17 protein-coding genes are annotated in these 22316 nt (G+C 53.8%); 11 read left to right on the top strand and 6 right to left on the bottom strand.

Features of this window, described 5'->3' with window-relative positions:
* Positions 1–108 precede the first annotated feature (108 nt).
* The gene (locus AB4N43_RS10685; protein ID WP_154946638.1) at positions 109–645 is read left to right on the top strand and encodes a hypothetical protein; all 537 of its coding nucleotides are present in this window, start codon (positions 109–111) and stop codon (positions 643–645) included.
* Positions 646–776: 131 nt separating this feature from the next.
* Here AB4N43_RS10685 and AB4N43_RS10680 read toward each other — a convergent pair whose 3' ends face one another.
* Positions 777–2612 (bottom strand): retron Ec67 family RNA-directed DNA polymerase/endonuclease, encoded by a 1836-nt coding sequence (locus AB4N43_RS10680; protein ID WP_154946637.1) that lies wholly within the window; start codon positions 2610–2612, stop codon positions 777–779.
* Between the two features lie 380 nt (positions 2613–2992).
* Here AB4N43_RS10680 and AB4N43_RS10675 point away from each other — a divergent pair, with 380 nt between their 5' ends.
* From AB4N43_RS10675 to AB4N43_RS10650, 6 genes are all read left to right on the top strand, one after another.
* Positions 2993–3166: a hypothetical protein gene (locus AB4N43_RS10675; protein ID WP_191629274.1), complete on the top strand. Its 174-nt coding sequence runs from the start codon at positions 2993–2995 to the stop codon at positions 3164–3166.
* A 522-nt stretch (positions 3167–3688) separates the two neighbouring features.
* A complete protein-coding gene (locus AB4N43_RS10670) occupies positions 3689–4915 on the top strand; it encodes a molybdopterin-dependent oxidoreductase (RefSeq protein ID WP_414929074.1) in 1227 nt (408 codons plus the stop codon).
* Between the two features lies 1 nt (position 4916).
* The gene (locus tag AB4N43_RS10665) at positions 4917–5258 is read left to right on the top strand and encodes a hypothetical protein (RefSeq protein WP_074877428.1); all 342 of its coding nucleotides are present in this window, start codon (positions 4917–4919) and stop codon (positions 5256–5258) included.
* Positions 5255–5746 (top strand): c-type cytochrome, encoded by a 492-nt coding sequence (locus tag AB4N43_RS10660; protein WP_414929073.1) that lies wholly within the window; start codon positions 5255–5257, stop codon positions 5744–5746. The genes AB4N43_RS10665 and AB4N43_RS10660 overlap by 4 nt, the downstream gene beginning before the upstream one ends.
* Positions 5743–7191: a cbb3-type cytochrome c oxidase subunit I gene (locus AB4N43_RS10655; RefSeq protein WP_460153987.1), complete on the top strand. Its 1449-nt coding sequence runs from the start codon at positions 5743–5745 to the stop codon at positions 7189–7191. The genes AB4N43_RS10660 and AB4N43_RS10655 overlap by 4 nt, the downstream gene beginning before the upstream one ends.
* Before the next feature lie 3 nt (positions 7192–7194).
* On the top strand, positions 7195–8457 hold the full coding sequence (locus AB4N43_RS10650) for a cbb3-type cytochrome c oxidase subunit II (RefSeq protein WP_414929071.1): 1263 nt from the start codon (positions 7195–7197) through the stop codon (positions 8455–8457).
* On the opposite strand, the gene AB4N43_RS10645 is transcribed toward AB4N43_RS10650, so the two are convergent.
* From AB4N43_RS10645 to AB4N43_RS10625, 5 genes are all read right to left on the bottom strand, one after another.
* Positions 8448–8702: a hypothetical protein gene (locus AB4N43_RS10645; protein ID WP_154946631.1), complete on the bottom strand. Its 255-nt coding sequence runs from the start codon at positions 8700–8702 to the stop codon at positions 8448–8450. The two genes, AB4N43_RS10650 and AB4N43_RS10645, sit on opposite strands and share 10 nt — an antisense overlap.
* A 54-nt stretch (positions 8703–8756) precedes the next feature.
* The gene (locus AB4N43_RS10640; RefSeq protein WP_127929393.1) at positions 8757–9404 is read right to left on the bottom strand and encodes a response regulator; all 648 of its coding nucleotides are present in this window, start codon (positions 9402–9404) and stop codon (positions 8757–8759) included.
* Between the two features lie 38 nt (positions 9405–9442).
* Complete coding sequence (locus AB4N43_RS10635; protein WP_460153984.1) at positions 9443–12661, bottom strand: hybrid sensor histidine kinase/response regulator; 3219 nt, start codon at positions 12659–12661, stop codon at positions 9443–9445.
* Positions 12662–12741: 80 nt separating this feature from the next.
* Positions 12742–13929: a response regulator cyclic di-GMP phosphodiesterase PvrR gene (gene pvrR / locus AB4N43_RS10630; RefSeq protein WP_008041712.1), complete on the bottom strand. Its 1188-nt coding sequence runs from the start codon at positions 13927–13929 to the stop codon at positions 12742–12744.
* Positions 13916–16738, bottom strand: a complete 2823-nt coding sequence (locus tag AB4N43_RS10625) for an ATP-binding protein (protein ID WP_460153981.1) — start codon at positions 16736–16738, stop codon at positions 13916–13918. Before AB4N43_RS10625 ends, pvrR begins: the two co-directional genes overlap by 14 nt.
* A gap of 430 nt (positions 16739–17168) precedes the next feature.
* Here AB4N43_RS10625 and AB4N43_RS10620 point away from each other — a divergent pair, with 430 nt between their 5' ends.
* The 4 genes from AB4N43_RS10620 (at position 17169) to AB4N43_RS10605 (ending at position 22307) form a co-directional block, all read left to right on the top strand.
* Positions 17169–18074: a cation diffusion facilitator family transporter gene (locus AB4N43_RS10620; RefSeq protein WP_154946630.1), complete on the top strand. Its 906-nt coding sequence runs from the start codon at positions 17169–17171 to the stop codon at positions 18072–18074.
* Between the two features lie 239 nt (positions 18075–18313).
* A complete protein-coding gene (locus AB4N43_RS10615) occupies positions 18314–18889 on the top strand; it encodes a fimbrial protein (protein ID WP_127929389.1) in 576 nt (191 codons plus the stop codon).
* Between the two features lie 66 nt (positions 18890–18955).
* The gene (locus tag AB4N43_RS10610) at positions 18956–19651 is read left to right on the top strand and encodes a fimbrial biogenesis chaperone (protein ID WP_127929388.1); all 696 of its coding nucleotides are present in this window, start codon (positions 18956–18958) and stop codon (positions 19649–19651) included.
* Between the two features lie 37 nt (positions 19652–19688).
* Positions 19689–22307, top strand: coding sequence for a fimbria/pilus outer membrane usher protein (locus AB4N43_RS10605; RefSeq protein ID WP_127929387.1), 2619 nt, complete (start codon positions 19689–19691; stop codon positions 22305–22307).
* Positions 22308–22316: the final 9 nt, after the last annotated feature.

Below are 22316 nucleotides of genomic sequence, written 5' to 3'. Positions count from 1 at the left end.
CTGTTATCGGCCAAAAGAAGCCAATGGACACGATGCTAACAATTTCGTAATCTCAGCGTGACCATGTGGCGTTTTCCTGTCCACTAGCTTAATCGTTAGGACTGCAAGATGATCTGGGAGAGTTGGTACTGGAAGCAACCGCTGCTCGAGGTGGCAGAGCGACTCGAGTGTTTCAAGGCGTCCAATGATCTATCCGAAGAACAAATCACCCAAGTAGAGCGAGACATCTTCATCGGTTTCTATTCGGTAAGGAAGCTTTTCGAGGCCCCCGCCAAGATTACAGATAAAACACGCAGCCTTTCTCTTTTCCTTCAAAGACATTCAAACCTAAAGCCCGTAACGTGGCGAAATAACCACAAGCTCGACGAGCTTTATGACCTATCCAAGAGCTGCAAGGAGACTAGGGATGTTCTGTTCGTTTGTGGGCGAATCATCCACAGTTTCGTTTTTGCGCCCTGCGAGTCAGAAGCCGGCGGACTTTACGGGGCGTTCTTTAGCTCTGATCGGGACAAGGACAGCCACTTGTACTTCATCAGTATCGATCAAGTGATTTCATTATTTACCCAAGTCGGCAGTGATGATCCCTGCCACATTGAAATTTCTCGTGATCCAAGTACGGGCAGAGAGATACTGGTCGTCAAGTGAGAGCTGACGCACTTTTTCAGAGCTGACATAGAATCGCGATTTTCAACTTTTCTTGGTGCTTTAACATACTCTGTGCCGAAAGCGGTCAACCCGGAAAATTACATTAGTAACCGCTAGGACTACCAAAGTCCCTATTTGATCGAGTCGTAATGCTCTATGCATTGCACAATCCTATTCAGGAGAACTCTAAAGCCAGAAAAATCCACGCTACTTTTATTCGCTAAAATCACCTTTTTAGCAAAAATCTCTTTGCCGTATTCTTTTTTGATATCAACTTTATTTGTATGATTGAATGTTTTTCCAGAAATTACTTCGTCTCGTACCTTCTGGCTGAATAACTCCTCGATTGCTGTGTGCTTGTCTGGAACTCCGCGGGGGGTCAGTACAATGTACAAGTTTTCGAGGGCGTGAATAAACTCAGCGCCACGGCACTCATTTTTACCTGGTGTGCTTGGGTAGCATGTCGCTCGAATCTTATCGCCACTCAGAAGAGCATTGATAGAATCAAATCCACTATCATTATCCAGTATAATGATCACCGGGTTGCTGGGCTTCGGTGCCTTATAGAAATTATAGTGCGTTGCAAATGTTTCAATAAAATCTTTAAGGTAAGAGGTGCCTCCATACAGCTGTAGTAGAAACCGCGTCCGCTCACTATATTTAAAAAGTGAAATCAGGAGTTGATATGGAGATGTTGCTGATTTCGGTTTGGCTAGCTTTGGATAATCAGCCACAAGACTGCTTATAGCTGATTTTAAATATATGTTATCAGTTTTTCCCTCGCAAAGTATTGTAGGCTTATCGTTTGCGTAAAACGAGCGATAGTACAGGAATTGGCTAAACGTTCGTTCCCTGCCACTAAGAAGCTGCCGAGTATTCAGCCCATGTTTAGATAAGGCGTACTCTGGGTTCAAGTGCGGCTTTTGACGCAAGCGATTATAGAAATCTACTTGATCTATAAAATTCAGGCGGCCTTCCAACTCTAATATGTTGCCTTCGAGAACTTCATCGCCTTTTTTTGTATTGAACTGACCGCTTTTGAAAAGTAGATGACACTGGGATTTTACCGTGCGCCAATATTCGCTTTTTACATTGGGTTTTTTGTTAACGACCAAGCCAGTGACATCTTGACGAGAGCTTTGATACTGAATTCTAGTCTTCTTCGCGTTCAACTCAAAACCTGCTCGTTGAATCTCCTTTTTAAACTGGTATCCGGTAGTGTATACCCCGTCTTCTTCACTCATGAGCTGTGTAGGGAAGGTTTTTTCTCGAGTAGAGAAGGTGATATCGTCAGCGTAACGCGAGTACGTACAGGAGTTCGCCTGTGCTAATGCCGCTAACCGGATATCCAAAATGTGAGTTATTAGATTTGTAATGACCGGTGAGCACGGGCTTCCTTGCGGTAGCTTATTGTCATAACAGGCGATTTGCGCGATGACCGTTGCGATACTCGGGTCAAGACGAAAATGGTTGTTTGTTATAAAAAAACCTCTAACGCGACCAAAGTTGAAACTATCGAAAAAATCTTTTATATCCACATTAAGGACATTTTTTCTATTTAAGTGCATCATGGCGTTTGTGATGATTGAGCGCTTACGTACAAAACCATGCGAAAGCGTAGACATAAAAGTGTATTCGATAAATTTCGATTTTTTAACATCAGAAGATTTATCTTTTTTTGTTGTTATGAATTTCGTTTTGTTTGCGTGCGCAGGTTTGTCTTTGTTGATTTCTTCAATGCAGTCTTGCAGAAGAATGGATAGAGAAGACTGTAAGGATTTAAGTCGCTCAGACGGCGAATGAATTGTGCGAGTGCCACCGCTTTTTTTGGGGATTTCAAAACTAGAATACTGTGTCGATGGCTTTAATACATATAGTAAGTATGTAAGCGATGAGGCTTTAATGCCTAAAAGTAGGGCAAGTTCAGGCTTCGTTCGTACTGCTCGCAGAGCGTCGATTTTTTTCATTTTAGGCACTGAGCTGAAAGGAGATGATGGCTTATGGGCACTCCTACGCAAACGGAGGGACCGTCAAGTGTCGACAAGTCTCATAAGGCAATCCTTTCGGACGTTTTTCCCACTGATCGCGATCCGCGATCCATAAATCTGCCCACAAGCCGAGGCGCAAGCTATCAAAATGATATCGCAGCTGCAACGTGTTACTCAAAAATCCTCATCCGCACATACCCCAAAAGCGACCGCTCTTGGCCGTTTTTTGCCTGTCGCGAAGGACGACAACCCAAAGCGGACCTCGCTTGTAGCTGAAGTTGACCGACCATGAAACCGTATTGCAGCATGGAGTTGACGTGTGGCAGCGCTGTGCGGCCACTCCGTTGGCCGGAAGCTTTATGAGTGATGCAAGCGCTACCTTCGCACCTAACCGGATGAAGCTCATGATCATGGTGTTACCGAAGATCGAACTCAATGAGCTGTCGGTGAAAGCGGAAGCAGACGGTTTAACGCTGAATGATCTTGTCCCTATTTGCGAAAGGTTCGGCGTTGCACCGCAGAGCCGTGGTTGAAGTAGGCATGACTAACGACATGTCTCAGCCCGCTTTCTCGCTTTACCAGGCATTCGATCAGGGTGAATGGTTCCGCAGTAACGACCCACCGGAGAATGACCCCCAGTGAGAAATACACGAAGCCGGTGGTCGAGGAAATAATGCGTACCCTTAGATACTAGCGATGTGCTGCTAACGACTGGCCGTCGAAATTGTCAACAATGCTGCGAAAGCATTTATTTATATATCCATGATCGAAGTAAGTTGTGTCGTGATGCACGAGTTGAAATGTAGAGAGGGACGGGAATGAGGTATAGACGATTCTTATTGATCGACGTAGCGGGGTGAGCGCGAAACAAGATAAAAGTTGCGTTTAATATTGTTTCTCATGTGCGAAGTTATTTCAGAATCGTCTGATGGTGGCTGGCTGAAGTGTCAACTTAAACTATTTAGTGGGGGGGAGGTTTCGCTTTAATAGTAAGCGCTATTTTATTTTAAATGCAAACCCCCCTGTGGGCACTCTGCCGGCCACAGTGAGTAAACATGAATACAGACGACACTTTTTTGAAAATCAACCGCAGGCGCCTGCTCGGACTTGCAACCGGAGCCGGTTTGGTTGGCCTTCTGCCCAGGCAGGCGCTTTCGGGCTCGCCGGACTCGGCCATTGCAGGCCAGACTGCATCGAGGGAACAGGTGCGCTACCCGGAAAAGACCGGGATGATTCTGATCACCGATCGACCGCCGCAACTGGAAACCCCGCTGCATTTCTTTCGTCAAGATCTGACGCCAAATTCGGCACATTTTGTGCGCTGGCACTTGTCTGGTTACCCGACTGAAGTAGATACGCGAACCTTCCGTTTGCGTCTCGACGGCCTCGTCGACAAACCGCAATCGTTCACTCTCGAAGAACTGGTCAAGGGTTTCGATCCGGTCACGTTGGTGGCGATGAATCAATGCTCCGGTAACGCACGTAGTTTGTTCAGTCCGCAACCGCCTGGCAGCCAATGGCAATTCGGCGCGATGGGTAATGCGCAATGGACAGGCGTACGGCTCAAAGATGTGCTGGCGCTTGCTGGGGTCAGATCCGGGGCAGTGGAAGTGGCGTTTTCCGGGCTGGACGAGTCGCCCATGCCAGGGCTGCCCAAAGTAGTCAAATCGTTGAAGTTCGATCATGCCGTCGATGGTGACGTGATGATCGCTTACGCCATGAATGGTGAGCCGTTACCTATGCTCAACGGCTTCCCGCTACGCCTAGTGGTGCCGGGCTGGTACGCGACGTACTGGATCAAATCGCTGGCACACATCGAGGTGCTCGAAAAGCCTTTGAGCAATATCTGGATGGACGTGGCCTACCGCATTCCTGATAACCCGGAAATCAACGAAGAACCGGGAAATCTGGCGAAGAAAACCGTTCCGATCAATCGCTTTGCTACCCATTCGATTTTCGTGCGTCCCGAGCCAGAAGAGCAGTTGTTGCTCAATCATCCGATGATGCTCGAAGGATTGGCCAATGACGGCGGCGACGGCATAGCCCGCGTCGAGGTGTCGTTGGACAACGGCCGCACTTGGGTCGACGCACTACTGGATCCTGAGATCGGGCGCTTTTCCTGGCGACGCTGGCGTTACCTTTGGACGCCACGCGAGAAGGGGCGTTACACCTTTCTAGTTCGCGCGACCAATCGCGCAGGCGAGGGGCAACCGGTCTCGCAGTGGAATCGTGGCGGCTTTGCGCGTCGCATGATCGAGAGCACCAGCGGAATGGTGGTCTGACATGGCCCGCCATTATCTGCCGTGCCTATTGGCATGCGCACTCAGTCCGACGCTCCACGCGCAAGAGTCGCCGGATGTGAATTTCGGCCAGGCGGTACACAGCATCACCGTGCCGCACAACGAGCCGTACCTGCTGGACGGGCCGGGACGTGCAGAATTTCTTCAGCAATGCGTGATTTGTCATTCGCCACGCTACGTCGTCATTCAGCCTACCTACCCCCGCAAAACCTGGGCGGCCGAAGTGGCGAAGATGCGCGACGAATACGGCGCGCCGATTCCCGATGCGGCGGTTGAGCCGATCCTCGATTACCTGATGTTCCTGCAAGGTAAGCCCGCGCCATGAGTGATGTTGAAACAAACGCCAGACATTCGAGCATCTCACGCGCGGCGCTGGTCATGCTGGTCGGCGTGTTGAGTCTGGGTACCGTTATTGCCTGGAGCGTGGTGCGCATGCCCGCGAGTTCGACCATTAGCCCGCGTGGCGACAACTTGCCCGGCGTGCCCCAAGGGACGACGTTTGACCCGGGCCGAGCGTCTGCCCTGATCCAAACCGGCAAAGTGGTGGTTCGCCAGCGTTGTGCCGGTTGCCATGACGCGCAGCAACGTCTGGAAGGGCCGTCCTGGCAAGCGATTGTGGCGCGCTACCAGCAACATGTTGGCGCAGATCCCATGGGTGCCGATGCCTTGGCGCTGATGAATACCGCCATTGGGCACCCGCGTCCGGGATGGGACGGATATACCCCGGGACCTTTAGCCATTGCTTTGACACCCGATGCACAACTGGGCGTGGCCGCCTGGATATTGAGTCATGCACGAGAAGAAATTAAATGAGAAGCCTTGATTCGGCATCGGCCGGAATTGCTCAACGACAGCTGGAATATCTACCGCGCACCGACTACGACCTGATCAAGGCGCACAGTTACGCGGCGGTCATCACGCTATTTCTGTCCGCCATAGCCGGCCTGCTGGTCGCGCTCAAACTGACCCTGCCGGAGTTGCTGGGTAACCACGCGGCATTATCTTGGGGCAGACTGCGATTCGATCACACCCAAGGCATCTTCTTCGGCTGGTTGGGTAACGCGTTTTTCGCGTTCTGCTACCACATGGTGCCTCGTCTGGCTGATCGTCCGGTTTACAGCCGCAAGCTCGGCTGGGGGATTTTCCTGCTCTGGAACTTCGGTGTGCTCTTGCCGGGATGGGCATTGATTTCGCTAGGCCTGGATAACCAGTGGCTCGCGGTGCAGTCGCTGGAATGGGCAGAGTTCCCGATGCTCATCGATCTGCTCGCGGTGCTCGGCTTGCTGCTGATCTGCGTGCAGTTCACCGGACCTTTTGTGCTCAAGCGTCAGTCCGGGGGGGTGTATATTTCCGTTTGGTACCTGGTGGGCGGCGCAGTCTTCAGTTTGCTGGCCTATCCAGTCGGCAACTTCGTCCCGGCTTTTATACCGGGGGCGCAGGGAGCTGCCTTCAGCGGACTGTGGATTCACGATGCGGTCGGGCTGTTTGTCACGCCATTCGTGTTGGCGATTGCCTATTACATTATCCCGGCGACCACCCAGCGGCCGATCTACAGCCATTTTCTGTCGATGATCGGATTCTGGTTTCTGTTTTTCTTCTATCCCTTGAATGGCACCCACCATTACGTCTATTCGGCAGTGCCGATGGATGCGCAGAAGGCGGCGATCATTGCCTCGGTGTACCTGGGGATGGACGTAATCCTTGTGGTATTCAATCTGTTGATGTCGCTGCGTGGGCAGGCGACGAAAGTCGCCAGTGACGTGCCGTTGCGGTTCGTTTGGACCGGCATCATTTTCTACCTGCTGGTCAGCCTGCAAGGCGCATTCCAGGCTTTGATGCCAATCAATCGATTGACGCATTTCTCGGATTGGGTCATCGGCCACTCGCATCTTGCGATGCTCGGTTTCGCCACCTTCATCGCTGCCGGCGGCATTGCCCATGCGTGGCAGCGGATACCGCACGCGCGCTACAACGACGCCGCCATGAACTGGGCCTTCTGGCTGATTACCGTTGGCCTGTTGCTGATGTTCTTCACGTTGACGGCCGGAGGGCTGGTACAGGCGCACCTTTGGGCGAGCCCCGCGCCGTGGATGGATTCGGTTCGCGCATCACTTGCCTACTGGTGGCTGCGAGACATATCGGCAGTACCGCTGCTGGCAGGTTTTGTATTGTTTTTCTTCGGGCTGACCACGGGGCCGCGATCGGCTTCGTGCAACGTCGCAGCCCCTCGCTTCCACAGTGCAATGGCAGGAGCCTGATCCATGAAAACGGCTAATAGACACCGTGTTTTCAACAGCGTTTACCTGATCATTTTTGTTGCCGGCATTGGTTTTTTTGCGTTGTCGTTCTACTTGCTGGGGATCTTGCCCGGTCAGGAACTGCAAAAGGAAATTAACGCGCGCGCACCCGCTGACATGGCCGATTACACGGCACAGGAAGAGCGGGGTAGAACTATATATGGCCGTGAGGGTTGCGGTTATTGCCATACTCAACAGGTCCGTTTTGTTGCTGAAGACGTTGCCCGTTGGGGCGCGCCAACGCAGGCCTGGGAAACCCGTTTTGATTATCCGCAGCTGTGGGGTACGCGGCGCATCGGCCCGGATCTGGCGCGCGAGTCGGGTGTGCGCAGTAACGATTGGCAGCTTACCCACTTGTTCAACCCGCGCTTCGTCGTAGGCGACTCGGTGATGCCGGGGTATCCATGGTTGTTTGACGGCGATGCTGCAAAACCCACAGCCGATGCGGTGAGTCTGGTGGCTTATCTACAAGCGTTGGGGCGGCCACGGATTGTCTCCGGTTACGACGATGAAACAGCGCCAGCGCCTTCGCCAATGGCCGCGGGACATGCCGACAGCATGGACACATCCACGCTCGCGGCGCGGCGCCAGGCGATCTCGGCACAAGCACGGCTAGACGCAGCGGTGCCGCAATTCTCTCTGCCAGACAATCCGGAAGATTACTCAGTCGCTCTGGCCGCCGGGAAAACTGCCTTTGAGCAAAATTGTACGGCGTGTCACGGTGCGACGGGGGCCGGTGACGGACCAGGAGCCGCATCGCTTCTTCCGCGACCGGCAGATTTGCGCGCCGCCAGCTTCACCTCGGGGCGCATAGCAGATGCACTGTGGAATGGTCGCTATGGCAGTTCCATGCCGGCGTGGCGCGATCTCGACAACTCAACGCTCGCCGCGTTGACGGTGTACGTTCAGAGCCTGCACACCTTGCAAGCTTTGCCAGAGACCGCTACCGGCGAAAGCACTGTGCAGACCACCGCACTCTTCGAGAAAAACTGCAGCAGCTGTCACGGCGCAACTGGGCAGGGCGATGGCCCGGCAGCTCGCAGCCTGGCTCCGCGCCCGGCTAACTTTCAGCTCAAGCAAGGCAACCCTGACTATCTGGAAATGGTCCTGCGCAACGGCATCCCCGGCACCGCCATGCCACCGTGGGAGGAAGTCTTGACCGATCAACAACGCCACAGTCTGGTGCGTTACTTGCGTTCTCTTTATCAACCTTCTGCTCAGGAATAACCCATGTTCGCTTTTATGGTCATCACCATGACGTTGATCGTCTTTGCCTGCACAATCGCCTGGCTGTCCAGCAAGGCAATGAGGAATTGGTCGGAGGGGTCCAAATACCAGATGCTCAAGCGAGAGCAGACGTACGAACGGGCGCAACGGCGTGACGTCGCCTTACTCGGTTGCGAAAGCGCTGCGAAGAAAGCGACTGTTTGAATAGATTGATTGCGATCTGATAGTCCGATGTCGGCGTTCACGCTTATCCAGGTGAACGCTTTTTTTTTCGATAGAATTCGGCTGACAGATCAGCCTTAGTTAAACACGTTACTTTCCAGGCAATACGTTAGCAGATCCTGATCACTGGAAACCTCCAGCTTGCGCATGGCCGCAATCTTTTGCGTGCTGATGGTTTTTGCACTACGGGAAAGGTTGCGGGCAATCGTGGTTACGCTCTGCCCGGCGACAAACATGCGCAAGATTTCGAACTCCTTGGGCGACAGCCGAGAGATCCTTTCATCCAGCGCTACATTGGGCTCCTTTACGCACGTCGGCGCCGGCTTGGCGCTGTTGAACGAGCGACCTTGCGCCACGGCCATCAATGCCAATTGAATCTCCTCATGCAGCTGGCTTTTCTGAATGACCCCGACGACGCCCAATTCATGTAGTCGCGTCAGGATCAACGGGCTGGAGATCATGGTCAGTACCAGGACTTTCACATCGGCAAAATGCCTGAGCAGGTATTCCACCAGCTTCAGGCCATCTCCGTAAGGTGAATCAGCGGGCATGTTGAAGTCGGTGATCACAAGATCGACGGATTCACGCTTGAGCAGCTCGATCAGTTCGTTCGAGCACACAGCCTCACCCACGACGCGATAGCGGTCATCGCGCTCTATCAGCTCACGTACACCCAATAACACGATGGGGTGATCATCGGCGATCACGACGTTGAGTTTTGCCATGTTCGGCTTTCCCTGACTTATTGTTGAATGCATACTGATTACGCCAGCGCGTCGAGCATTGCTTCCAGTCGCCCCAGCATAGCGCCGATCTCGGTGGCCAAAGCCGGAGTAAGAGGCCGACCATCCAGGCGACTCTCGAGGCTGACACAAGCGTCCGCCAAACTGTCGGCCCGCACGGCGCCCAAAGCTCCGGCCATGCTGTGCAGATGACGACCAAGTGCAGCCGCGTCGTTGTCTTGAAGTGAGGCGGTGACCTTGTCAATGTCCTGTTGCATGGTGCTGAAGAACAACGCACGCATTTTCGGCGAAAACTGCGGCTGATCAGGGCGAGGAACATCAGGTGCACGCTGGTCGGGATCAACGGCAAGCAATGGATCGGCGACTTTGCAATGTTTGAGCAATTGCGTGCGCAGCATGTGCAGGTTCAACGGCTTGACGAGCCAAGCGTTCATGCCCACCGCCGCACAATGTTCGCCTTCATCGCGCAAGGCATTGGCTGTGACGCCGATGATCGGCAAATCAGCATCGTTCCTGCGCAGTGCCCTGGCCAGTTCATAGCCATTCATGACGGGCATGTTGACGTCGGTCAGCACCATGTCGAACAAGCCTGGCAGCCATTGGTGCAGCGCTTGTTCGCCGTCGGCCGTGGCGACCACTGTGCAGCCCAGCGCCTCCAGTTGCTCTTTGATGATCGCCCGATTGATCGGGTTGTCTTCGGCAATCAGAATGTTCAGATCCAGGCGTCGGACCTGCTCCGTGAGCGCCGTTCGGCTTCGTTTACCCGCACCTTGTTGCGCGAAACTGACCGCCCAAGCCATCGCCCGGATGTCATGCGCATCGACCGACCAACCTTCGGCGGTGTATTCCGCCGGGTTTGCCCCCGCGGTCGTGGCGATGACGCGCGGGCCGGCCCAGGCAGGTTGCGAGGACGGCAGCACATCGAGCAGCAGCGCTGAAGAGCCGGGCAAGTGTTTCGCGTCCGGCCCGAGGATGCGGGTTTCTTGGCCCAGTCGGTTGAACCAGTTGCAGACATGCTGTGCCAGTTCGGGCGCCGGTGCCTGTACGTAAATCGGCGGCGCATCAGGGGCGAACTCAGGGCAGTCGCTCAGTTGGCCTTCTGCGCAAGCGACATGCAAATGCAGAGAGAAACTACTGCCCAGTCCGGGTTCGCTGACCACTTTCAATTTTCCGGCCATCAGTTCACACAGCCACCAGCAGATCGCCAGGCCGAGGCCGGCGCCGGCTTCGCTGGACGTATCGCGCACTTGATAGAACGGGTCGAACAGCTGCGTTTGCTGCGCTTGGGAAATGCCGATTCCGGAGTCGCTGACCTGCCATTGCAGGTTGGCGCCACCGGTGTTTTGATCCAGCAGCCGTAGTCGCAATACCACGCGGCCGTTGTCGGTGAACTTGATCGCATTGCTCAGCAGATTATTGAGAATCTGCCGGATGCGCAGCGGATCGCCTTGCACCCGGTCCGGGACCGACGAATCAATGCAGGCATAAAGCTGCAGGCCTTTGGCCTCGGCGCACGCACTGTAGGCGCGCAAAGTATCTTCGGTAAGCTCCAGCGGGCAGAAGTCCTGAGCTTCAATGGTCATCTGCCCGGATTCGATTTTCGATACATCGAGTACGTCGCTGATCAGCTGAAACAGGGTGGCCGACGAACGATGAATGGTGCGCAAGTATTCCTGTTGACGCGGCTTGAGATCGGTCAGGCCCAACAGTTCGAGCGTGCCTAGAACGCCGTACAACGGCGTGCGGATTTCATGACTCATGGTCGCCAGAAAGCGCGTTTTCGCCTCGTTCGCCGAATCGGCCGCACGCAATGCCTGCTCCAGTGCCGCGGCATCATTTATATGCCGGGTCACGTCATGGAATGCGCAGATCCAGACATCCTCGCCATGGTAGCGAGCGCCTACCACCCCCGCGTGCAGATGGCGCCCATCGATTTCGAGGTCGGTCTGCCCGGGGCTGGTCAGCGGGCGCTTCTGGTTGAGGACCGCGATCAGTCGGTCGCTTTGATGCCACTCTTGAATATGCTGGTTTTCCAGCAATACTTGATGATCACTGCAATGCACCACACACAGCCCGGTGGGCGCAGCGTCGATGACTGCGCGGCTGAATGCCTCGCTTTCGGCAATGCTCTGATGCGCTTGATGCGCGGGGAGCACCACGCGGGTTTTGTACCACCGGTTGAAGGCCCGGCCACCACCAATGGTGGCAATCATTAACGTCAAAACGCCGAGCAGTGGCCACCACGCGTAATCGATAAAGCTCTTGAAGCCGACTACGTAAACCGCTGTCCAGCGTTGCGGGCCTTCATTGGAAATCTTGAACACCAGACCGTCGAGGCGAACATTCAGCCCTTCGCTCAACGTCCGGTCGGGCGGCTCGGTGCCGACCAACAGATTGCCGTTGGGCGCGGTGAGACTGAAGCGGTCGTAGATCGACCATTTCATGATGCGCTCGATATCGTTGATCTGGCTCAGGTTCAACAGCGATGCCACGACTACCCACGGACTGGCACCGCCAATGTCCAGTTGGCTTGCCGGCAGGTCGACATTGATGTAAGCCAGTACCCTCGGAGCGACGTCTTTATCCACTTCAGCACCATAGCGAACCCAGTGAACCCGGCTGTCCAATGGTTGCGGATTCTTCTCCTGCAGACGCTGCAATACGTGCGTCAGTACTTGCTGGAAGCTGACCCCCTGGATCTGCCTGGCGCCGCGTAATTGCCCGGCGGCGGGCACGGCGATATCAAAGTTGTCCGGGACGTTGAGTAGAAACACCTGGGGCGACTGATAGTGCGAGGCCGACCAGAATGCGCTGTAGTAACTGGCTAGGTGCGCGCCCAACGCGAACACCTTGGCGCGCTCAGCCGTTTCAATCGCTGCCGGGTTGATCTTGACGCTGAAGGGCAGGGAAAAAGACAGCTCTTGAGCCCGGTAAATCCCGCTGCCTTGCTCGGGCATAGGTTCTTGCACAGACATGCTCATCCGCTGCGTATTCAGCGTGAGTCCCTTGGCACTTTGCTTGGCGATAGCGCTGAGGAAAGTGTCTTGTTCGCCAATGTTCTCCATCAGTCGTGCGAAGTGATAACGCACCGCATCACGCTGTTCGGCGACCATACGATTCAGGCCCCAGACGCTGAGACCAACCAACACTGATGCCAGACCGCACAGCACCACGACACCTTTATTCATGCGCAGCGAGCTACTGGCCAGTTTGTGCAATCGCACATTGGGATGAGTCATTGGACCAGCCTGTTGGAGACGCTTGTATAAGCCTTGGACACCGCTACCTCTGATGCAAACAGAATCTGTGCGCCAGGGATTCAATCCACTACAGCCGGGCCGTCCTGGGTCAGCAGTTGCTGAAATTCGGATGATGACACCGCATGGGAAATGAGAAAACCCTGAACCTGAGTGCAGTTGATTCTACGCAATAGCGCCAGCTCCTGTGCTGTTTCCACGCCTTCGGCCACCACCGTGAGACCCAACTGACGTCCAAGTGCGACGATGCTGGTCAGGGCCAGAGTCAACTCTTCATTTTCGCCGCAGCCGTGCACCAGCGCCCGGTCAATCTTCAGTTCGGTGAACGGCGTCGACACCAGATTCATGTACGAACTGTAGCCCTGACCGAAATCATCCTGCGAAAGCCCGAATCCCTTCATGCGCAATCGGCACGCACCAGCGTAGAAGTTGCTGATATCGTCGGGCATCGAACACTCCATCAGTTCAAAACAGATCATCGCCGGGACGCCATGGTGCTTGAGGACAAATTGCAGAATCCGGTCCGGCAGGTCTGGACTGTTAAGCAAGTGGGTGGGCAAGTTGATTGACACGGGAATCGCGTAGCCTTGAACGTCCCATAGTTTCTGTGCCTTCATCGCTTGCTCGAGAATACACCAGAGCAGGCTTTCCTCCAGGCCAAACGCCTTGAAGGCGGGCAGAAACATACCCGGCAAAAGCACCCCATGCTCGGGATGGATCCAGCGTGCCAGCGCCTCTGCTGCGACGATACGGCCGTTGGTCAGCGACTTTTTTGGCTGGAACCAGGCTTGCAATTCACCGTTGTCCAGACCCGCGAGTATCGCCAGGTGATCAATTTTCGGGCCGGGCGGAGGCTGGGTGGCTTGATGCGTTTTTCTCAACTGCTCGGTTAGCTTACGCAATGCACCGCTCTTGACCGGTTTAGAAATCAGGCCGATGACGCTGACGCCTAGATTGCGCGCTGCGAGGCTGGCGCTGGTCAGCATGCGTCGGGAGGCGACGCTCATGATCGCCAGCGCGGGCCTCGAACCTGATTCTGCCAAACCCTGAATGAACTGGACGCCGTCCATCCCCGGCATCAGCAAATCAGTCAGCACCAGATCGAAGTCGCGCCTTTTCAGGCAGTCCAGCGCTACGCTGCCTTCTTGAGCGAACTTCAGCTCAAAGTCTCCCAGCTCGCTGAACAGATTCCGTAAATACAGTTGCTGGAACGGGTGATCTTCAACGATCAGGATACTAAGTGGTTTCATTGGAAGTTCTTTCGTAAGGCGCCAGTTGGTTGTGTAAGGCCTGCAACGTGAAAGGTTTGACCAGACAATGGTTCATTCCAGCAGCCAGACACAGGGCTTCTTCGCCGCGCATGGCGTTGGCGGTTGCGCCGATGATCGGCACGTTGCAACCCAGGCGGCGCAACTCTCGCGCAAGTTCGTAGCCATTTTTGCGCGGCATGTTGACGTCGCTCAGAATCATGTCGAAGCGACCTCTGCGCCACATCGTCAGTGCCTCCTCACCATTGCCGGCCAGTTCTGCCGTACACCCTAGTTCCTGTAATTGGTCATGCAGGATCAACCGGTTGATGACGTTGTCTTCAGCCACCAGTATGTGCAAATGCAACTTTTTCAGCTGCCATTGCAGGTTGTCATTTTCCGGTTTGATTGCCGAAAGCCCTTGGGCCCGGCTGACGGCCTGATGAATGGCCTCCAGATAGTTGATGTTGACGACCCAGCCGCCGGAACCTGCTTGGGGTTCGTTGTAGCCCTCGCCGGTGGCCATCACCAGCTGCCCCGTCCATTCAGGGGCCACGCGCGCTTCGTAGCAACCGGGATGCAACTCAAGCAGCACGCTGTCTGGCGTATCGGCGCCGCGCGAAGGGCGATCGAGTTGCGGGCGTGCGCCCCATCGACGCAACCAGCCGCTCATGGCTTCCGCGAGTTCGCGAACGGGTGAAAGCACAAACACCACTTTTGGCAACAGCGGCGTGAAACTGTCATTCAACGCGGGGCTTGAGGGCTGTTCCAAAGAGAGAGTCAGCGAAAAACTGCTACCTAGTCCGGGTTCGCTGACCACGCGGATACTGCCATTCATCAAGTGAGTGAGGCGCTGGCAGATGGGCAGACCGAGGCCAGTACCGGCGATCACGTTGGCGTGGCCGCGAGTTTGGTAGAAGGGTTCAAAAATTCGTGTCTGGTCCTCCTGAGTGATGCCTTTTCCAGTGTCCGAGACTTGCCAGAACAAGTTGGCGCGCTCGCCGTCGCGGCCAATCAGACTCACGCGTAGGACGATATGACCCGCGTCGGTGAATTTGACGGCGTTGCTCAGCAGGTTGTAGAGAATTTGGCGGATGCGCGACACATCGCCGATCATCCGTTCCGGCAATTTCGGATCAATCACCGCGTATAGATCAAGGCCCTTGCCGTGGGCTGCTGCTGCGTATCCCTGGATCACTTCGTGAATCAGTTCGAGTACGCTGAACTCTGTGAGTTCGAGTGCCAGTTGCCCGGCTTCGATCTTCGATACATCGAGTACATCGCAGATCAATTGCAACAGCGTCGCAGATGATCCTTCGATGGTGCGCAGATAGTTGGTTTGTTGCGCATCCAATTCGGTTCGGGCCAGCAATTCCAAGGTGCCCAACACGCCATATAAAGGCGTGCGGATTTCATGACTCATGGTGGCCAGGAACAGGGTTTTTGCTTCGTTCGCTGCATCGGCCAGTTGCCGCGCCTGATCCAGCGCATCTTCAATCTGAGTGCGGGTGCTGATGTCACTGAAGGCGCAGAGCAAGACGTCTTCGCCCTTGTAACGGGTGGGCGCGCAACTCAGGTACAGGTGACGGCCGTCGGCGGCTTCGAAGTAGTCAGTGACTTGCGGGTTCATCTCATCGAATGCCTGGTAGATCCAGCGCGGACTGAGCCGTTCACGCTCACCACTCTGGCCCAGCCATTGCTGTGACAAGGTGTTTTCCAGCACCACCTGGCCGTTGGCGCGCCGCAGTACACACAGCGCAACGGGTGCGGTCTGAATCACGTCGCTACTGAATAGTTCGCTTTCGACCAGTGCCTGGATCCGACTGATGGTGGGCATGATAAACCGATCTTCGAGGCGTCGAATCACAATCCACACAAGGCTGATGCTGAACAGGCAGAACAGTAGGGCGCCGCCAAGTCGTGGCCATAGTGCGATGAGCACATCACGCAAATCGATGGAGTAGACCAACTGCCAGTCGGATGACTTCAATTGTTTGCGCATCACAAGATTATCGGGCAGGAAATGTTTTCCAACAAAGCCAAAGAAATTCTGACGCTGCATTTGCATGAGATTTTTACAGATCTGTGCAGGTTGACTGTTGCTGAACACCAGCATGCCGTCGGGGTTGAACATCATGAACTGCCCAGCGCTTTGATCATCCAACGCATGGGATACTTCGCGGCCGTCCATCTCAAGTCCCAACCACCCGGAATCGAGGTCGTGCGCATCAAGGCGAATGAATATGTATAACTGAGAATGACTGGACGATTGATTGGTCAGCCACAACTCGTCCATCGCACTGGAATTCTCACCTTTCAACGCTTGCAAGCGTTCGAGCATTGCCTGGGGAAAGTCGGCCACGATCGGTGTCGCCGTATAAAGTCTTTTCACCTGAAGATTGTTGCCACTGCTGACGTACAGCAAGTTGACCTGCTTGCTCCTCAGATATTGCCGAATCCGCTCGCTCAGCCAAATGCTCCATTGCTTGCCGCGCGTATTGCCCAGTAGTAAATGGATTTCTTCCGGTGATACTTGCGGCTTTACGCCATCGGGCTTGCGAATCGCCGACAGGCTAAGGCTTTCGAGCAGCGCTTCGCGGGTGGTGAAAAAGGTATGGGCTTCAGCAATTGCACTGCTCATGTGGCTGCGTCTGCGCGACACTTCGGCGTTGAACGTCAGCAGCAGAAAACTGTAGACGCCGCTTAGTATGCCAACGAGCAAAACCACGCCAAAAATACGCAACAAACGTCTTGCGGCATTTGGCGTAGAGAGGAGGGGATTGATCTGGTAAAGGTAGTTCTTCAGTTTCATCTGACTACCCTATCGATAGGGTATTTGAGCGGGTATCAGGCGATTCCTAAAACTGGCGTTCTTTGTGTTTATTCGCTGACGTAGAGGTCGCATCGCTTTAGTTTAGTGTCGTAAGAATTTATAAGCCGCAGAGGACTGTCTGGCTCGGTCAGGCTTTTGGTATTTTCATATGACGATTTTCATTGATTGATCACGCTACTACACAGCTATAACGATAGGAACATAAGACGATTCCTAAATATCAATAATTATTTCTTTGTAGCCCTATGGCAGCTTTCCGGGACAAGGATTGTGTGTTCGTATATAGGACGATTCTTATATACATTTGCTAGTATATTTCTCGGGGCTGCGTAAAAGGCTGTGGTGTAGACTAAGCTTCGCAAGACTAGCTGCGCTATGCGGCGAGTTGAATTATGTCGTAGGAGGCTATGTGAGTAACCGTGTTGAGCAGGCAATGCTCAAACAATCGACCGCTCTGATGTTTGCTGTGGCAATTGCCGCTATCATCACGGGTTTTTTTTCTGGCTCCCAATCGATTTTGTTCGATGGGTTTTTTTCGTTGGTCGCAACCTTCATCAAAGTTCTAATGCTGATCACCGCCAAGTTGATTGCCAAGGAAAGCAACCAGCGCTTCCAGTTTGGCTTCTGGCACCTGGAACCGATGGTACTGCTCATCGAGGGCAGCTTTCTGTTATTGATTGCAATTTACGCCTTCCTCAGCGGTATGTTCGGCATAATCAATGGTGGTCGCGAAGTCGAATTGAGCATAGTGATCCCTTTTGCTGCACTGCTTAGCATCGTCTGTTTGGGCTATTTCTTCTACGTCCGCTATCGCAATCGTACGTTGAAATCTTCGCTGATCCAGTTCGACAATATCAGTTGGCTGGTGGATGCAATGCTTTCGATCGGCTTGCTGGTTAGCTTTCTCACCGCGTTGGTGCTCAAGTCGCAAGGCTATGGCGCATGGGCCGCTTACGTCGATCCATCTATCCTGATCCTGTTGGGGCTGAGCATGCTCGCACCGGCGCATAAGATCTTAAGGCCAGCGTTACGCGATGTACTTGGGATCGTCCCAGATCAGCTAGATGAAAAAGTTCGCCGAGTGATGGACGAGGTTAAAGCTAATCAGGGTTTTTCCGAATACGTCTCGTATGTTCAGAAACATGGACGCGCGCGGTTTATCGAAATTCATGTAGTGTTGCCGATGGACTATCAATTGCAGGATGTGGGAAAGCTAGATGCACTCAGGGAACAGATTTCCGCCAAGCTTGGCAAGCCGGACGCGACACGATGGTTGACCATCTGCTTTACCGGAGATCGAAAGTGGATTGCCTGATCTTCTTAGGGAACAAACGAGAGCGTGCATGAGCGCATGCGACTACCGGTAGTAAGTAAGTGAACAGCATTGTTGCCTTGCCGCGCATTTTTATTCGTGCAGATTAGTGACGTTTAAGAATCGTCTTATGGGCTGGGTGCATGTGCCAGTACATCATTGAATCACCTGCTACGGCAAGCCGTGGAACAGGGACGTTAAATGATGTAATGGCACATCTACTACAGCTAAGGGTAACTTTCATGGTTAAGAGTATCTGTAAATGCACCGCTCTGTGTGGTTCCTCATTGTTGATCCTGATGGCCGCCGTCAGCGCGCAGGCATCGGACGGCCAAGTTGAATTCACGGGTTCGATCAACGACAACGCTTGTACCATCAGTACCGAAAACGTGAAGAAGTCGGTCGATTTGGGGCAGGTCCGCGTGGGTGACTTTGCCAACACGGTCGGCGCCACCGCTGGATCCGTTCCGTTTTCCATCTCGCTGGAAAACTGCAGCAGTGCGACGTTGAAAAATGCGGCGATCACCTTCCGCGGACAGCAATCGTCTTCCGATCCAACGATCCTGGGCATGACCGGTGCCAATCAGGTAGCGGGGGTCGGTATTCAAATCAACGATGCCCGCACCGGAGCCAAGCTATCCCTCAACACCGCCAGCACGGATTACGTGTTGCGCCCGCAGTCCAATACCTTTGATTTCACCGCATCCTATGTGCGTCTGGTTGCAGACACAGAGGGTGCTGATGGCAAGCCTGGTGTTCGCGGTATCGGCACCGGTCAGGTGAATGCACTGGCCAGTTTCGATGTGACCTACAAGTAATCATGATATTAACGCCAGGGGTCGCATTCAGCAGCGAGCCCTGGTGTTAACCGAGGACTATTTATCATGCGCTTAAAAGTTGCGGCCATTACGGCTCTGGCGGCGTGTTTTTGGTTGCCCCAGCTTCAGGCGGGCGTCAACGTGGGCACCACACGCGTGGTTTATCAAGGTAAAGACAAAGAGGCGAATCTCTCTCTGGCCAATACCGATGATGATTCGCCTTATTTGGTTCAGTCTTGGGTAAGTCCTTATGACAATCGCGACACCAGTGCCGATGAATTTATTATTACTCCGCCGTTGTTTAGACTCGATGCGAAAAGTCAGAATATTCTGCGAATAATCGCAACCAACGTACAGCACTTGCCCGACGATAGGGAGAGTTTGTTCTTTATCAATGTCAAGGCTATCCCGGCGGTGGGCCCCGAGCAGCACAGTCAGAACGTACTGCAGATTGCATTGAAAACGACGATCAAACTTTTTTATCGTCCGGAACACTTGAAGGGATCATTGAAGGAGGCTGTCGATCAACTGCAGTGGAACGTTGACGATGGCAAACTGAGTGTTAGTAATCGCTCAGGTTTTAATGTAGTGGTGAGTGAGGTATTGGTTAATAACACCATTAACAAAGATTTTCCTGAAGTCATTAAGCCCGCTAGTACGCTGCAGTCCGCACAAGCACTTAAATCGGGCGATAAAATTGTACTAAGTTACATAAATGAATACGGCAGCACCGTCAAGGTAGATCCCGTCACAGTTCACTGAGCATTAAGGTTCTAAATCTTAAAGAAAGGACTCTCTCATGCCTCGTTTGCGCATGTGTGCCTATGCGCGCCTACCCAAGTATTGGAGTTGCTTTGCCCTGATTACTTCAGGATTGACAACCCCTGTGGTTTACGCGGATTACAGCTTCGATGCTTCATTTCTGGAAATTGGCGGAGGTAGCACTTCGACCGAAGTTGCTGAGCAAGTCAAGACCATGAGCAAGGGGCAATTGCCGGGCGTGTACCGTGTCAATGTGACCGTCGATAATCGGAAGGTAGAGCAACGTGACGTACGATTCGTTCAGGAAGCAGCGAATCAGAAACCGACTCCCACGGGATTGTTCCCCTGTTTCAGTGTTGATGACCTGGCAGCGTTGGGGGTTGAATCGAGTCGGCTTGCTCAGGCCGATATCAGTGCCGACCAATGTGTCTACTTCAACAGTGATTTGGCTGATATCACCTATAGCTACGACTTTCATAAGCAGCATCTGGATCTGCAGATTCCGCAGGCGTACATCGGCAGCGTTCCGTTTGCAGTCAGGCGTAAAAGCTGGAGTGACGGGGAGCAAGTAGCCTTCTCCAACTATAATTTTTCCGGTAGCCATTACGAAGCGCCGTACGGCAATCGTCAGTCACAGTTCGGTAGTTTGCGCAGCGGTATCAATACTGGTGCCTGGCGCTTGCGTAATTTTTCGACCTGGCAGAAAAGCACCAACGTCGAGGGCAATTGGAAATCGGTAGATTCCTATGCCCAGCGCGATCTGGGCGACATGATGGCCATTGCCACAATCGGCGAGAGCTCTACCGATAGCGAATTATTCGACTCCATTTCCTTTCGCGGTGTCGGCATTGAGTCGGACCTGGACATGCTGCCTGAAGACTCGCGCAACTTCGCGCCCGTCGTGCGTGGCGTGGCAAACGGTCGATCATTGGTCACGTTACGCCAGCGCGGTTACGTGATCAGTGAACAATGGGTGCCTTCCGGTCCGTTCGCCTTAAAGGATCTTTATTCAACTTCCAGTAATGGCGATATCGAGGTGAGTGTTGAAGGCCCCAATGGCGAGCGTCAGGTCTACACCCAGTCATTTTCTTCGGTGCCCTACATGATGCGTGAAGGCCAGCAAAGCTACTCGTTGACGGCAGGGCAGTATCGACCGGCTGATGGGGCGATCAGCCAGGAAAAACCAGCCTTTGTGCTGGGCACGTTGCGCCGCGGATTGAGCGACGGCACGACGCTGTTTGGCGGCGCCATAGTCAGTGATCAATACAAATCATCGCTATTGGGTTTTGCTTATGATTTTGCCGGCGTCGGTGCGATTTCCATCGACGTGACCCATGCGGTCAGCGATGACATGGGGGCTGAGGCTAAAACGCTTTCGGGTCAGTCCTATCGTTTTCGCTATTCCAAGACGTTAGACCTGACTAATACCAACTTCAGCCTGATTGGCTATCGCTATTCCACGAGCGGTTATTACAGCTTCAATGAGGCGGTCAATGCGCGCAGTAATCGTTCGTTAACCCCCTATGTCGATGATGCCCTGGACAGCAGCCGGGCATTTTCGCCGTACCTGCAAGGCCATATGAAAAGCAGCTTTACAGCCAGCGTATCGCAGCAATTAGGCGATTACGGTGGCATGTTCGCCAGCCTTACCAAGACCGATTACTGGAATATGGCCCAGAGCAACACGTCGTTGCAGCTGGGTTACAGTTTCAGCGTGGGCTATGCCTCTTACAACCTGGGGCTGGCGCAGAACAACAGCAGCGGTGATGACACTCGCAGCCTGTCCTTGAGTGTGAGCATTCCTCTGGGACAGCCTGGCAGCAGCAGCCGTATTGGTTTGAGCAGCACCCAGGATTCCAACGGCGGAGCCACTCGCTCAGCCACTTTCAGCGGCTCCAAGTTCCAGGACGATGCGCTGTCCTACACCTTGGGCGTCAACCAGCAGGTCAGTAATGATGAACGGGTCGTGGGAGGTTCGGTTGCCGCACGTTACAACGGTGCCAATGGAATTTGGCACGGTTCGTACAACAGCGATAAAAACAATCGGCAATTGGACTTTGGCGTAGAAGGGGCTGTCGTCGCCACGCGGGATACAGTGATGTTTTCTCAGCCGCTGGGGGAAACGAACATTATCGTGGCCACACCCGGTGCCGCCGATGTCGGCGTGTTGACCCGAAGCGGCGTCAAGACCAACAGCAGTGGCTACACGATTATTTCGTCGGCCCAACCTTATCGTAATAACCGAGTGTCGCTCAACACTGACTCGTTATCCGATGATGTCGATATTCCTGCACTGGTCCAGGAAGTCACGCCTAACCGCGGCGCTTTCGTGTTGGCCAATTTTCAGACCCATAACGGTCGTCGCCTGCTGGTCAGTGTCACCACACAGCAGGGCACGCCCGCGCCGTTTGCAGCACAAGCCCAAGTATTCGATCTGGAAGACAACTTGCTCAGCGACGCGATGATTGCAGACAAGGGCAGGGTGTTCCTGACCGGCGTGCCGGACAAATTCCGACTGGTCATCAAGGTTAACGAAAAACTTTGGTGTAGCGAGGACCTGGACTTAAAACAATACAGCCTGCCGGCAACGGGTATTGGTCAGTTCAAGGTCACTTGCACTCCCTCCAAAAAAATAATGGCTGACCATAACGAATGAGGTGGTCCT

The sequence above is a fragment of the Pseudomonas sp. S2_B07 genome, assembly GCF_054668435.1.
This window is presented reverse-complemented; position numbering and strand designations above follow the sequence as displayed.